This window comes from Belnapia rosea, assembly GCF_900101615.1.
Classification (GTDB): Bacteria; Pseudomonadota; Alphaproteobacteria; order Acetobacterales; family Acetobacteraceae; genus Belnapia; species Belnapia rosea.
Map to the genome: position 1 here is coordinate 319,908 of NZ_FMZX01000001.1, position 13,263 is coordinate 333,170.

7 protein-coding genes and 1 tRNA gene are annotated in these 13,263 nt (G+C 70.6%); 1 reads left to right on the forward strand and 7 read right to left on the reverse strand.

Annotated features, from left to right (window positions below; translation table 11 throughout):
* Genes BLR02_RS01605 through BLR02_RS01615 form a run of 3 tightly spaced genes read right to left on the reverse strand, consistent with a single transcriptional unit; the run spans position 1 to position 9,769 of the window.
* Entirely contained in the window at positions 1–1,320 is a 1,320-nt protein-coding gene (locus tag BLR02_RS01605) for an aminotransferase class I/II-fold pyridoxal phosphate-dependent enzyme (protein WP_090659825.1), read from the reverse strand.
* Positions 1,317–8,597 (reverse strand): type I polyketide synthase, encoded by a 7,281-nt coding sequence (locus tag BLR02_RS29210; protein WP_090659828.1) that lies wholly within the window; start codon positions 8,595–8,597, stop codon positions 1,317–1,319. Before BLR02_RS29210 ends, BLR02_RS01605 begins: the two co-directional genes overlap by 4 nt.
* Positions 8,594–9,769, reverse strand: a complete 1,176-nt coding sequence (locus tag BLR02_RS01615) for a glycosyltransferase family 4 protein (protein WP_176849326.1) — start codon at positions 9,767–9,769, stop codon at positions 8,594–8,596. The genes BLR02_RS29210 and BLR02_RS01615 overlap by 4 nt, the downstream gene beginning before the upstream one ends.
* 442 nt (positions 9,770–10,211) lie before the next feature.
* Between BLR02_RS01615 and BLR02_RS01620 the strand changes: the two genes are divergently transcribed.
* A tRNA-Thr gene (locus BLR02_RS01620) sits at positions 10,212–10,286 on the forward strand.
* A 378-nt stretch (positions 10,287–10,664) separates the two neighbouring features.
* Here BLR02_RS01620 and BLR02_RS30785 read toward each other — a convergent pair.
* The 4 genes from BLR02_RS30785 to BLR02_RS01635 all read right to left on the reverse strand — a co-directional run bounded on the left by BLR02_RS30785 (position 10,665) and on the right by BLR02_RS01635 (position 12,746).
* On the reverse strand, positions 10,665–10,787 hold the full coding sequence (locus tag BLR02_RS30785; RefSeq protein ID WP_281201017.1) for a hypothetical protein: 123 nt from the start codon (positions 10,785–10,787) through the stop codon (positions 10,665–10,667).
* A gap of 103 nt (positions 10,788–10,890) precedes the next feature.
* Positions 10,891–11,643, reverse strand: a complete 753-nt coding sequence (locus tag BLR02_RS01625) for a Crp/Fnr family transcriptional regulator (RefSeq protein WP_090560644.1) — start codon at positions 11,641–11,643, stop codon at positions 10,891–10,893.
* A gap of 205 nt (positions 11,644–11,848) precedes the next feature.
* Positions 11,849–12,235 (reverse strand): response regulator, encoded by a 387-nt coding sequence (locus BLR02_RS01630; protein ID WP_090561065.1) that lies wholly within the window; start codon positions 12,233–12,235, stop codon positions 11,849–11,851.
* 169 nt (positions 12,236–12,404) lie between these two features.
* Positions 12,405–12,746: a helix-turn-helix domain-containing protein gene (locus tag BLR02_RS01635; protein ID WP_090560645.1), complete on the reverse strand. Its 342-nt coding sequence runs from the start codon at positions 12,744–12,746 to the stop codon at positions 12,405–12,407.
* Positions 12,747–13,263 lie beyond the last annotated feature (517 nt).

The window sequence follows — 13,263 nt, forward strand, 5'->3', positions numbered from 1 at the left end:
TCAGGACGCCTTCAGTATCGCCAGCGAATCGCGGGCCGCGACGAGGGTGGCGATGCTCTCCTCGATATCGGCCGGGCTGTGCTCCGCCGAGAGGAAGAAGCGCAGCCGCGCCGACCCCTCGGGCACGACAGGGAAGAGGATGGGCTGCACGTTCACCCCCCCTTCGAAGGAGGCGGCCGCAAGCCGTGCGCTCTGCAGGGAACTGCCGAGGATGATCGGCACGATGCCGAGCCCAGCCGAGCTGCCGGTATCGAAACCAGCCTGCCGGGCAAGGCGCAGGAACAGCGCGGCATTGGATTGCAGCCTGGCGACGCGCCAGGGCTCCGCCTGGAGCAGCCGGAGGGATTCGAGCGCCGAGGCGGCGAGGGGCGGAGCGAGGCCTACCGAATAGACGAAACCTGGCGCGGTATGGCGCAGCCAGTCGGTCAACCGCCGGCGCCCGGCAATATAGCCGCCGCAGGAGGAGAGCGTCTTCGACAGCGTTCCCATCCAGATATCGACAAGACCTGGGTCCACGCCGCATTGCTCGGCGATGCCGCGGCCGGTGGCGCCGAGCACGCCGATGGAATGCGCCTCGTCCACCATTAGCAGCGCGTCATGGCGGCGGGCGATGGCAGCGAAGCGCGCCAGGTCCGGCAGGTCGCCATCCATGCTGTAATGGCCCTCGATCACCAGGAGCACGCGCCCGTGCCGGCGGCGCTGCGCCGCGAGTTCCCGTTCGGCCGCATCCGGGTCGTTATGGGCGAAGGCGATGCGCCGGGCGCCGCTCAGCCGCGCGCCCTCGGCGACCGAGTTGTGGATGAGCCGGTCGTGCAGCAACAGGTCGCGGGGGCCAAGGAGCTGGCCGATGACGGTGACATTCGTCGCATGGCCGCTGACGAAGGCGAGGCAGGCCTCGGTCCCGTGATGCGCCGCCAACGCCACCTCGAGCTCGGCATGGACAGGCCGTTCGCCTGAGGCAAGGCGGGAGGCGGAGGCCGAGATCCCGTAGCGGTCGATTGCCGCCTTGGCGGCGGCCGCCACGCGTGGGTCCCCGTTCAGGCCGGCATAGTTGTAGGAGGCGAAATTGATGTAGCGGCGGCCGCCGATGCTGCTGTGCGCGCCAGCGACGCCGTCATGCTGGCGGAAGAACGGGCTTTCCATGCCAAGCGCCGCGCCGGCCTCGCGCATCGTCTCGAAATCCCGCATCCCGGGTAGTGTGCCGAGATCGCGGCCGGGCGATGCAGGCTCCGCCTCCGGCGCCGGTGGGCTGCCGCGCCGGGCCAGGCGGCTCAGCAGGGCGCTGCGGGCGCTGGCGGAAAGGCCGAAACCGGTCGTCATGCCGCATTCTCCAGGCCGGCGGCGATATCCGGCTCATGGGCGGCGAGCAGCGCCGCCGTCGCCTCGTCCCGTGGCCCGGCCTGCAGTTGCGCCAGGACGCGCCGCGCCAGGCCGTCGAGCGTGAGCCCGTCCCCGATCCCGTCCAGCCCGATCGCCACGCCGACCCGCTGCTCGAGTGCCGTCCGCAATTCCATCCCGCCCAGGCTGTCGAGGCCGAGTCCGGCGAGCGGTGCCTCGGCCGAGACCGATTGCGCCGGCAGGCGGAGGATCCTTGCCAGTTCCGCAGCCATGGTCTCGCGTAGCAGGACCAGAGCCTCGGCCTCGTTGGCCTCGCGGAGCCGGGCGCGCAGATCAGCGGCATCGGGTGCGGGGGCGGCGAGGCTCCGGACAGTCTCGAAAGCCGGCTCATTCAGGATGGCGAGGGCGCTGCGGGCGGCAGACCAGGCGATGCGGGCGAGGCCCAACGCCGCCGCATTCGTGGCGAGCAGCGCAGGCAGCGTGCCAAGCGCCTCCTCCGCCCGCATCGCGCTGGTGCCGAGGCGGCGCTCGAGGATCTTTACCGTGGCGGCATCATCCGCCAGCATGCCCGCATCTGCGATCGGGCCCCAGCCGATGGCATTGGCGGGCCGTCCCTGGGCCCGGCGTCGCCGCGCCAGGGCCTCGATCGCCGCATTGGCGGCGACATAGGCGGCCTGGCCGGGGTTGCCGATGGGGACAGTAGCGGAGGAATACATCAGGAAGAGCTCGATCGGGTCCTGGGCGGTCAACCGGTCCAGAGCATCGGCGATCGACAGCTTCGCCGCCAGCACCCTGGCGGCCCGGCCAGGATCGAGCAGGGCGGCGGCCCCGTCCCCGGCGATGGCGGCGGCGTGGACGACGCCGCGGATCGGCGGCGCCGAAGCGCGGAGCTCAGCCAGCAATCGACCCAGCGCCTCCGCATCGGTGGCGTCGCAGGCATGCAGCGTCGCAATGGCACCCCGCGCCGCGAGGTCGCGCAGCGCGGCCTCGGCGCCCGGCGCCTGCCCGCCGCGGCGGGACACCAGGGCGAGGTGCCGCGCGCCCTGGCCAGCCAGCCAGAGCGCGGTGGCGAGGCCGAAGCCCCCCGTGCCGCCGATGACCAGGATGGTGCCATCAGCCGCGCGGGCCAGTGGGGACGCCCCGGGCGCCTCGACCGAGAGGCTTGGCGGATGGATCACCAGCTTGCCGATATGCCCGCCCGCCTGGAGCGCCCGAAACGCCGCCTCGACCGAGGCTGCGGGGTAGGTCGTGGCAGGCAGCGGCCGGATCCCACCCTGCGCCAGGCGCTCGGCGATCCCGGCCAGCAGCCGTGCCGCCCGTACGGGCCTGGCACGCGCCAGCTCGTCGACATCGACGGCGAAATAGGTGGCGTTGCGCCGCAATGGGCGCAGCGCGACGCGGCTGCCCTCGGCGAAGTCGCGCTTGCCGAGCTCGATGAACCGGCCGAAGGGGCGCAACAGACCGAGCGAGCGCTCCATCGCTGTCCCGGCGAGGGAGTTGAGCACCACGTCCACGCCCTCGGGCCAGCGCGCCCGCAGCGCATCGGCGAAGCCGGCATCGCGGCTGTCGAGCACCAACTCGGCCCCGGCGGCGCGAAGGAAGGCGCGGCGGGCCGGGCTGCCGGCGCTGGCCGCCACCCTGGCGCCGCAGGCGAGCGCGACCTGCAAGGCGGCAAGGCCCACGGCACCGGTACCGCCATGGATCAGCACCCGCTCCCCAGGTTCGAGCCCAGCCAATTCCTCAAGCGCATGCACCGCCGTCATGAAGGCGACCGGGATGGTCGCGGCCTCCACCGCATCGAGCCCCTCGGGCATCGCCACCAGCGCCTCGGCGCGGGTGCGGGCATGGGTCGCCAGTGCGGCGGGCGCCACGCCGAAGACCCTCTGACCGATCATGAAGGGCGCGCCCTCGCCAACCCCCTCGACGCGTCCGGCGCATTCCATGCCGAGGCTGGGGCCGGCGAAGCCCGGGAGCAGCGCCTCCTCCGGCAGCAGGCCCTGGGCCCACATGACATCGCGGAAATTGAGCCCCGCTGCCTCGATACGGACCACCACCTCACCTGGCCCGGGCGGTGGCAGCGTGGCGGATGTCCAGTTCAGGCTGCCGAGTTGGCCGGGCTGACGGATCTCAAGCCGCTGCGGGCCGCCGGCCGGCGGCGCAGGCGGCAGGCCGGGCCGGAGGCGCGGTACCAACCGTGCCGCCTCGGTGAGGGTTACCTCGGCCTCGTCGTCCACCTCGGTCAGCAATTCCACGGCGAGGCGCCTTGCCGCCTGCTCCGGAGCGAGGCCGGGGGTGAGATCGATGCGCCGGGGCTTCAGCGCCGGGTGCTCATTCGCCAGCACCCGGCCAAGGGCGAAGAGGGCGGCCGCAGACGGGTCATGTCGCGTGCCGGGTCCATCCGGCTGCTGGCCACCCTGGGTGACGATGCGGAATCCGGCAGCGCTGCCCTCGGCCGCCGCCGCCAGCCGCGCGAGGGCGGCGAGTGAGGTGGCGATCTCCTCCGGTGTCTGGCCGCCACCGGCCAGCGCCACCACCAGGCTGTCCGCCAGAGCATGGGGTGGCAGTGCCGCGGCCTCGGCAAGGCTGCCGCCGGTGACCGTGGCGCCGCGGGATTGCAGCGCCGCCGCCACCGCCCCGCGCAGCGGTGCTGCCGCGGCATCGGCGAAGAGCGCAACGCGCCGCAGCTTCGGCGCGGCGAGCAGGGTGGCACCCGCGGCCGCCCGGCCGCCGATCAGCAGCGCCGGCCAGGGCGCCGCGCGTAGCGGCTCGGTCAGCGGCGCCGTCCAGCCTTCGGCGGCGAGGGCAGCGGACCACTCGGCCGCGTTGGCGAGCGGCGCCGCACCGCACCAGCCCGGTTCCTGCCCGCAGCAGAAATTCCACAGCCAGCCGGACATGGGCTCGGCGAGAAGCAGCGTGCCGCCTGGTGCCGCGGCCTGGCGCAGTGGCCCGGCGAGATTCGCTCCGAGGCGCAGCCTTGCACCGGCTGCCAGCCCGACCACGAGATCGGCCGCCAGCGGCGGTGGCTCCGCTCCCTGTGGGTCCCAGGCCTGGATGGCGAATTCGATGCCCTCGGCGCCCGGCGGCAGCGGCATGGCCGACTGCTCGGGCAGTGGCGCGGCCGTCAGCAGCACGCGCCGGCCGGAGGCCGCCAGTACCCGGAGCAGATGCGCTGTCAGCGGGCCGGCACCGGCTGCCACTTCGAGCACCCGCAGCGGCCGGCCGGCCGGCCAGGCCGCGGCGAAGGCGCCGACCGCTTCGGCGAGCACCCGGGCGAGCCGGTCGTATCCCGCCGAATTGGATGGTGGCGGGGCACCTGCCTCGCCGGCCAACCGGTGAGCAAGCGCCAGCGGCAGCTGCTCGGCAGCCTGTGCCGCCCAGGCGAGGTCCTGCGCCAGAACCGGCTGCTCCAGCAGGACCTGGCGCCAGATCTCGCCGGCCGCCGGCAGGTCTGGCGCCTCCAGGGGCTGCAGCGTACCTGCCCTGGAGGTGGCAAGACCGTCCTCGGCGAGCGTGGCCAGCAGCATCCGCGCATAGGGACCGGTGGCCTCACTCGCACTCAGCGCCGCATGCGCGGCAGAGGCGCAGAATCCTTCCAGAAGCAGCGCGGCCTCACCGAGATCGAGCGCTGCATCCTGGCGCAGCGCGACAGCGACCGGGCCGGCAAGCTCCGGTGATTCGGGCGTCTCGGCGCCGGGCGCGGGCAGCAACGCCACCCGGAAGGCGCCGGACAGCAGGCTCTCCTGGCCAGGCAGGCGGATGCGGAGGAAGGCGCAGCCCTCCAGTACGGCCACCACGCCACCCATCGCATCGCGCAACACGAGGTCCGCGGTTGCGCTGCGGCTGCCGCGCTCCGTCAGGCGGATGGCGGCTGCGGCTGGTGCCTCGGCGCCTCGGCGCAGCACCAGCCGGCCGATGCGCACGGGTACGAGCCCTGTACCGGCCTCGACCGAGGCGCCGGCCAGCAGGCCGAGCAATCCCTGCAGGGCGCCGTCCAGCCGCACCGGGTGCAGCAGGAAGCCCGTATCGGGCGGCGCGGCGGCTGGGCGCACCAGCCGCGCGCGGGCGAACCCGGCCGCAGCATCGACCGCCACCTCCTCCAGTGACTGGAAGGCCGGGCCGTAGTCGAGTCCGAGGCCGCTGGCCAGGGCGAGCAGGGCCGTCCGGTCGAGGCGTTGCGCCGGGGCGGGTTCCTCCGCTCCGGCGTCCGGCAGGCGGGGGAGGGCAGCGACCCGCGCCTCGGCATGCAGCGTCCAGGGATCGTCCGAGAGACGGCGCCGGCTGGTGAGGACGAAGGCGCCCGCGGCATCGAGGGTCGAGCGGATCTCGCGTGAACGCTCCGCCTCCAGCGGCATGGCCTGCAGGATGACGAGGTCGCGCAACTCCAGCGCGGCGGCCTCAGGATACCAGGCCAGGGCAGCGGCGAGCGCCATCTCCGCCATGGCTGCGGCGGGCAGGACGGGCTGGCTGGCCAGGCGGTGATCGGCGAGCCAAGGCTCCACCAGCGTGTCGAGATGCCGCGTCCAGAGCCCCGGCTCCGTCATGCGCCGGAAACCAAGCAGACGGTGCTCGGCCCGGGGCTGTACGATCGGCGTGGCCTCCGGCGACAGCGAGATCCAGTGCCGCTGCCGGTCGAAGGGGGTGAGCGGCAGGCCGCGCCGCGTTGCGGGGCCGGCGAAGCGCGGCCCGCCCCTCGGGTCGGCGCCGAGCGCGAAGGCGCGATCGGCGATGCCGGGGAAGGGGTCACCCGCCGGATCACGGCGCGACAGGCTGGCGAGGATGCCGGACTCGCTGCCGCAATGCCGCAGCGATTCACGCAGATAGCTCTGCAGGATGGGATTCGGCCCGATCTCGAGATAGATCCCGGCGCCGAGGCGCGCGGTGGTTTCCATGGCACCGAGGAAGCGCACCGGCTCCCGCAGGTTGCGCCACCAATGCTCCGGCGTGCAGGCGGCCGCCGCGAGGGCCTCGCCGGTGACGGTCGAGATCATCGGTCTGCTCGGCTGAGCAGGCGTCAAGCCGGCGAGATCGCGTAGCAATCCTTCCTGCAGCGGGTCCATCGCAGCGCTGTGGAACGCATAGTCGAGATCGAGGGCGATATAGCTCCAGCGCCGTGCCGCCGCGGCCTGGGAAAGCCGGTGCAGGGCATCGACTGGACCGGCGATGGTGATGGAGGCCGGCGCGTTGACCGCGGCGATCTCGAGCCCCGGCCCGCATTCGCCGAGTACCGGCAGGGCGGCGTCCGGCGAGGCACCCAGCGCCGCCATGCGGCCCTGTCCGCGCGTCATGTTCTGATGCCGGCTGCGGACCACGACGAGGCGCGCTGCTTCCGCCAGGGGCAGCAGGCCGGCGGCGGCGGCGGCGGCGATCTCGCCGACCGAATGGCCGAGGCAGAAGGCCGGGCGGATGCCCTCCGCCGCCAGAGCGGCGACGATGCCGTGCTGCACGGCGAAGAGCAGCGGCTGGGCGCGATCCGTGGCCGCGACCGCCTCTCCGCTGACGCCAGCTTCGAGCTGCTCGGCGACCGACCAGCCAAGATGGGGCGCGAGCGCAGCATCGGCCTCGGCGACCGCATTCCGGAAGACGGGACTCGCCGCCAAGGCGGCCTGAGCCATGCCGGGCCAGGGGGCGCCATTTCCGCTGAAGACGAAGGCGATGCCCGCCTGTGGACCGGCAATGCCGGCAGCCGCAGCGCCAGCCTCCCCGGCACGCCAGGTGGCAAGGCCGCTGGCCAGCGCCGCTGGGTCAGCGCCGCGCAAGGCCAGGCGGTGGGGCAGCAGGTCCCGGTGGCTGGCGGCACCGCGCAGCAGGCCCGGCAGGGCCGGAGCCGGGGTGGTGGCCAGCAGCGCCTGCCAGCGATCCGCCAGGGCCCGGAGCCCGGCTGCGCTGCGCGCCGAGAGCAACAGCGGCGGCAGCATCCCCTCAGGCCCGGCCGGCCGCCGCCGCGATGCCGGTGCCGCGCCGACCAGGGCACAGGCATTGGTGCCGCCGAAGCCGAAGCTGTTCACGCCGACCACGGCGCGGGCGCGGCGCGGCAACGGCTCCGCCGCCACCGGCACGCGGAGGCCGAGATTGGCGAAATCGATGTTTGGATTAGGCGTCTGGAAGTGGAGGGACGGCGGGATCTGGCCCCGCTCCACGATCAGCATCGCCTTGAGCAGGCCGACGATGCCGGCGGCCGGCTCGGTATGGCCGATATTCGTCTTGGCCGAGCCGATCGGCAGGGACGTGGCGCGGCGACGGCCGATCGCGGCACCTATGGCCCCCGCCTCCAGCGGGTCGCCAGCGGCGGTGCCAGTACCATGGGCCTCAAAATAGCCGATCCGGTCCGGATCGATGCCGGCCTCGGCCATTACCGCCTCGATCAGCCGTGCCTGGGCGGGTTGGCTCGGCAGCGACAGGCCGAGTGTATGGCCTGCCGCATTGACCCCGGCGGCGAGGATGACGGCACGGATCGCATCGCCATCCGCCAGCGCGTCCTCGAGCCGCTTGAGCACCACCATTCCGCCGCCCTCGGCGCGGACATAACCATCTGCCCGGGCGTCGAAGGCGTGGCAGCGCCCCGCCGGGGAGAGCATCCCCGCCCGGGCAAAACCAAGGAAGGGGAATGGCGTGAGCAGCATATTCGCCCCGCCAACCAGTGCGGTTGGCACGCGCCCGCTGCGCAACGCCTCACAAGCCCAATGCAGAGCAACCAGGGCGGAGGAGCAGGCGGTGTCGAAGGTCTGTGTCGGGCCGTGCAGATCGAGGATGTTGCTCAGCCGGTTGGCCAGGATCGACAATGCGCTGCCGGTCATGAAGTAGCGGTCGCCGCCGGCCGGATCGGACACCCGCAGATCGGCATAATCGGTTAGCGAGCCGCCGATAAAGACGCCGGTGTCGCTGCCCGCAAGGCGCGAGGCCGGAATGCCGGCATCCTCCAGCGCCTCGATGCTGAGTTCGAGCAGCAGGCGCTGCTGCGGGTCCATCTCCGCTGCTTCGCGTGGGGAGATGCCGAAGGCGGCGGCGTCGAATCCTGCCACATCCTCCAGCACGCCGGCCGCGAAGGTGTAGGACTTGCCGGGCTCGCCACGGCGCGGATGGAGGAAAGCGCCGCTGGTGAAGCGGTCTGCCGGCACGCTCGTGACGGCGTCCCGCCCTTCGGCGAGCAGTGTCCAGAAGGCGTCGAGATCCGGCGCACCCGGCAGGCGGCAGGCGGCACCGAGGATCGCGATCGCGCCGTCCTGGCGCCGCCGGCCTGTCCCCTGATGTGTGGCGGTCATGCCAGGCTGGCTTCCCGGTCCGGCACGATCTCGGGTTGCGGCAGAGGGCAGGGCAGGGGGCGAGGGGCCCCGACGACACGGTCGAGCAGGATGTCCACCTGGTCGAAGTGGTCGCTCCAGCTCGGCCGGGACCAGCGCCGCAGCCGGTCGCGTTGGGCGGCCCGCAGAGGGGAGCCCGGCTCGGCATAGGCCTCGATCATGCTGCGCCAGGCCGGCCCGTCCAGCGGATCGAGATAGTCGGGCACGTCACCGCCGACCTCGCGGAGCGGCGCGGTGTCGCTGCAGATCACCGGAGTGCCGAGCGCCAATGCTTCGGCCACCGGGAGGCCGTAGCCCTCGACGAAGCTCGGGAAGAGCAGGGCCGTGGCATTGGCCACGAGCGAGGCCACCTGGCTGTCCGACGGGGTGCCGATCTCCTGCACCGGGCCGCGCAGTGCATCGCACCGTTCCAGCAGGTCGACCACATTCCTGTTCATCCAGCCGCGGCGGCCGATGACCAGCAGCTTTGGGGGAGGGAGTCCAGCGCCCTCACGGGCACGACCGGCCAATTCCCGCCAGACATGCAGCAGCAGGAGATGGTTCTTCCGTGGCTCGATCGTGCCGAGGCAGACGAAATAGGGCTCGGGCGGCAGCAAGGGCGCCGGCATCCGGGGCATGTCGACACCGAGCGGCGCCACGGCCATGGGCAGATCGGCGCGCCCATGCCTCGCCAGCCGAGGCAGGAGCGTCGCGGCGGTGAAACCGGAATTGACGATGATCCCGTCGGCCTGCGCGGCGGTGGTGGCCACGCGCTGGGCATGCCGGGCCACCTGCCGGGTGCGGGAATACTCCGGATGGGTCAGCGGGATGAGATCGTGGATCAACGGGACGAAGCGGGCCCCGGCACGGCGCAGCGCGGCGATCGGCGCCTCGCTCTCGAGCGAGCGGTGCGACACGAGCAGGAACACCGTGCGTCGGTTGCGCTCGAGCAGGGTCTGCAAACCGGCCCGGCCGGTGCCAATGGCGAGGCGGGCATGCAAGGCGGCCGCGATACGGCGAGCTCGGCGGAGGGCACCCGAGGAATCGGGGCCGAACATCCAGGTCTGGTCCAGGGCCTCGATGAGGGCGGCGACGAGGTCACGCGGCACCAGGCCGAACCAGCCCCAGGCGCTCTGGGCTGCGAAGCTGCACACCAATGGCGATTCGCCGATCCACCGCCGCGCATAGGCCATCTCGACGCGATCGATCCCGGACGGAGACCTCCTTCGCACGCAGGAAATGAGACGGGAAATGTCGAGAATGGTATGCAATGCCTCTCCGCCTGCGAGGAGGTTGGTCGGTTTGCCGCGCCTTGGCCGCCATGCGGCCCCCTTGGGCTCCGGACGGATACGCTACCATATCGAAACATTTTGTATCTATAACATAACGCCGCAGTGCAACATCAATAGACCTGGGGTTACAAAATGGTCAACTCGATCCCGGAGACGGTGAGAAGCTGCCGGATATAGAGCTGCCCGAATCCAGGAAACCGATGGTGTCCCTGGACCTGTGAATGGAAGATGAAGGTTACGGGGTCGACAAGGGACATCGGGGGGGTTGCGGCGCGCCTGCCGACCCGTTAGGAAGCGCCGGCCTGCTGCCGTAGCTCAGTGGTAGAGCACTCCCTTGGTAAGGGAGAGGTCGAGAGTTCAATCCTCTCTGGCAGCACCATCCTATCCCGTCCGAGCAGCGACTGCATGCGAGGCGGCGTCCGGATCCTGGCTGCAGTTCCCCCCGGCCCTCGCAGTGCTCAAGGTCTGGATTTGGCGACCCACGGTAACGGTCTTGGCTAGCGATTGTCCCGCCTCGCGCCTGCGGGAATGCGCTACTCCGGGCCGCCCGCTGCTGCGATGGCCGCCGAGATCCTGATGCTGTCATTCATTCATTTGCGTAAAGCGATGCCAGTGCCCCCTGGGCACGAAAGTACATCGCCTTCGGCGTGTCGCCGCCGTGGAGCACGCCTTAGCCTGCGGTGATGGCATGGACGGGTATGAGACCGGTGGCATCTGCCAAGTCGGTCTGAGTGACCAGAATTTCGAAGGTGTAATTTTACGTCGTGCCGACTGCGAGGAGGCGGAAGAGCATCTCGTAGATTACGAAGGCGATCCGCGTGACAACATCGCGCCAGCCCTCAGTCACGGTTTGGGTGCGCAGCACACCTTCGTCCTGCATGTTCCACGAGATGGAGAGGGTGATGCTGGCGTGGTCGTGCCGAAGTAGCGTGGCCGGCCGCCAGTGGTGCCGGGTCAGGCGGAAGCCAAGCCGGACGGCCGGATCAGCGGCGATGCTCCTGCCTGGGCGCGGATGCGGGCGCGAACAGGCGGTCCTGTGCCCGCCGGCTTGCGGCGTAACATCTGCAGGACGAGGCTTCGAGACCTGGCCGATCCTCGATGGTGATACGGCCGCCGCCGTAGCGGATCATCCCTGCCCTCTGCAGGACGCCCGCCGCGACCGTGACGCCCGCCCGGCGCACCCCGAGCATCATCGACATGAACTCATGCGTCATGGCGTAGGTATCGCTCTGGGCCCGGCCATGCGCCATCAGCAGCCAGCGGGCGAGGCGCTGGTCGATCTGGTGCCGGCCGTTGCACGCCGCGCTCCGGGCTACCTGCAGGTGATGCGCCAAAGCGTAGCGTAGCAGCAGGGTGCGGAAGGCGGGCAGGCTGTCCAGCGCCTCGCGGAATGCGGCCGTGCCGAGCCGCAGCGCGCGGCCTGGTTGCTGGACCATGACCTCCAGCTCGCTGCTATCCTCGCCCAGCAGGACCGGGAGGCCAACCAAGCCTTCAGGGCCGATCAGGCCAACCTCGGCGCTGTCTCCATCCTGCATCGAGGCCAGTACGGAACACCAGCCGCTTTCCAGGAAGTAGACGCTTGCAATAACGTCGTCCGCCCGGTGCAACACCGTGCGCAACTCCAGGTCGACAAGATCAAGGCCGGGCCGGAGCTTGTCGAATTCCTCGGGTGGCAGGGCCGCAAGCAGGCGGTTATGGGGTGCAACCACAGGTGTGCTCTGGTCCGGCAAGGCCATGAGGTGCTCCTGGACAGCAATCGGCGGGAGCACTGGTCTCTCTCTGTCAGCTGCCCCGGAGGGTTCCTGCAGGTGATACCGGATGTGTAGTGGTTGTGGGCAGAGCTGGCACCAACTTAGGTAAAGGACGCCGCATTATCCGTGCGGTGAACTTGGGATTAGCGTCAAAGTCGTCGATTTTGCCGGCTGAACTGCGGCGGCGAAGCTACAGCAACTCCTGCACGGCCGAGGTGAGCCTGCCGAGGTCGAAGGGCTTGTGCAGCAGCGGTGCTTCGGTATGCCCGCCGGTATCACAGCCTTCCCCGCATCCGGTGGCGATGACGAAGGGCACACCGAGCGAGGCGAGCTTGTCCGCCACCGGCAGGACAGAGCAGCCACCGAGATTCAGGTCGAGCACGGCAGCTGCCAGTCCGCCATCCGAAGTTGCGGTCTCGATCATGCTGAGGGCTTCCTCGACGGTACTGGCTGGACCCAGCACGGTCGCTCCCACATCCAACAAGCCGTCCTCAACCAGCATCGCCACCAGAGCTTCGTCCTCGACGACAAGAACACGCTGTCCACGAAGCGCAGGCCTATGGCGATATTCTGTCATAATATGCATATATGTGCGCTCCCGGTATAGTTGCTGTCCGGCTGACACTGGCGCCTGTATCCTGAGTACGTCCGATAGGCTGTATTGACAGCCTTGCTTTACATGCCGTCTGTTCGGTCGCGTACACGCTCGAGCGAAATCCGGTATTGGATGGGAGTGCGGTGCCAGCCTAGGCCGCCGCCTCGGGCTCCTGGCATGGGCCAAGTGGCAGCAGCCGGCCGAAGACGCTCTGGATGGCATGATAGCATTCGCAGGTTGCGCGCTCGAGGCCGGCGCGGTCGGTGATGGTGATGCGGCCGCCTCCGTGGTGGATGAGCCCCTGCTGCTGAAAGGCGCCGGCTATCGTCGTGACGCCGGAGCGGCGGACGCCGAGCAGCATCGACAGCACCTCATGCGTCATCGGGAAGGTGCCGCCTTCGGCATGGTCCTGGGCCGTCAGCAGCGTCCGGGCCAGGCGGCTGGCTGATGGAGTGGCGGCCGGTGCAGGCCGCGATCTGGGTGGCCTGGACATGCCGAATGAGGATGTAGTGGTTGAGCAGGATGCGTAGGCCCGGCAGCCTCTCCGCACCCTCCGTCCAGGCGGCTGCGCTCAACCGAAGCGCGGTGCCGGGTATCCGTACCATCGCATGAAGCTCCGCCTGCTCGCTGCCCAGCAGCAGAGGCATCCCCACCAGCCCCTCGCGGCCAACCGCCATTGCCTCGACGCCTTCCATCCCCGAGCGAGGCCATCAGGGACACGCAACCAGTTTCGATGAAATAGAGGCCGGCGATGGTGCCGCCTTTTCGATGGAGAACCTGATTCAGCTCCAGGGGGACGACGTCCAGCCGCGGCCACAGCCGCGCCATCTCGTCGGCCGGCAGACCCCGAAGCAATCCGTTCCGCGACGCCGATACCGGCCGAGATGCATGGCCCATGGCGTCACCTCACTTTGCACAGGCTTCGGAAAAAGGCCGGCGATTGGCGCCCGCTGACACCCGAAGCGGCATCCGCGGGAACGGCTTCGGCTATGGGAGCGTCCTGCCTATCA

Excerpts from the sequence above, each read along its gene's own strand:
- BLR02_RS01605 (WP_090659825.1), bottom strand. The coding sequence starts at position 1,320 with ATGACGACCGGTTTCGGCCTTTCCGCCAGCGCCCGCAGCGCCCTGCTG.
- BLR02_RS29210 (WP_090659828.1), bottom strand. The coding sequence starts at position 8,597 with ATGACCGCCACACATCAGGGGACAGGCCGGCGGCGCCAGGACGGCGCG.
- BLR02_RS30785 (WP_281201017.1), bottom strand. The coding sequence starts at position 10,787 with ATGCAGGACGAAGGTGTGCTGCGCACCCAAACCGTGACTGAGGGCTGG.
- BLR02_RS01625 (WP_090560644.1), bottom strand. The coding sequence starts at position 11,643 with ATGGCCTTGCCGGACCAGAGCACACCTGTGGTTGCACCCCATAACCGC.
- BLR02_RS01630 (WP_090561065.1), bottom strand. The coding sequence starts at position 12,235 with ATGACAGAATATCGCCATAGGCCTGCGCTTCGTGGACAGCGTGTTCTT.
- BLR02_RS01635 (WP_090560645.1), bottom strand. The coding sequence starts at position 12,746 with ATGTCCAGGCCACCCAGATCGCGGCCTGCACCGGCCGCCACTCCATCA.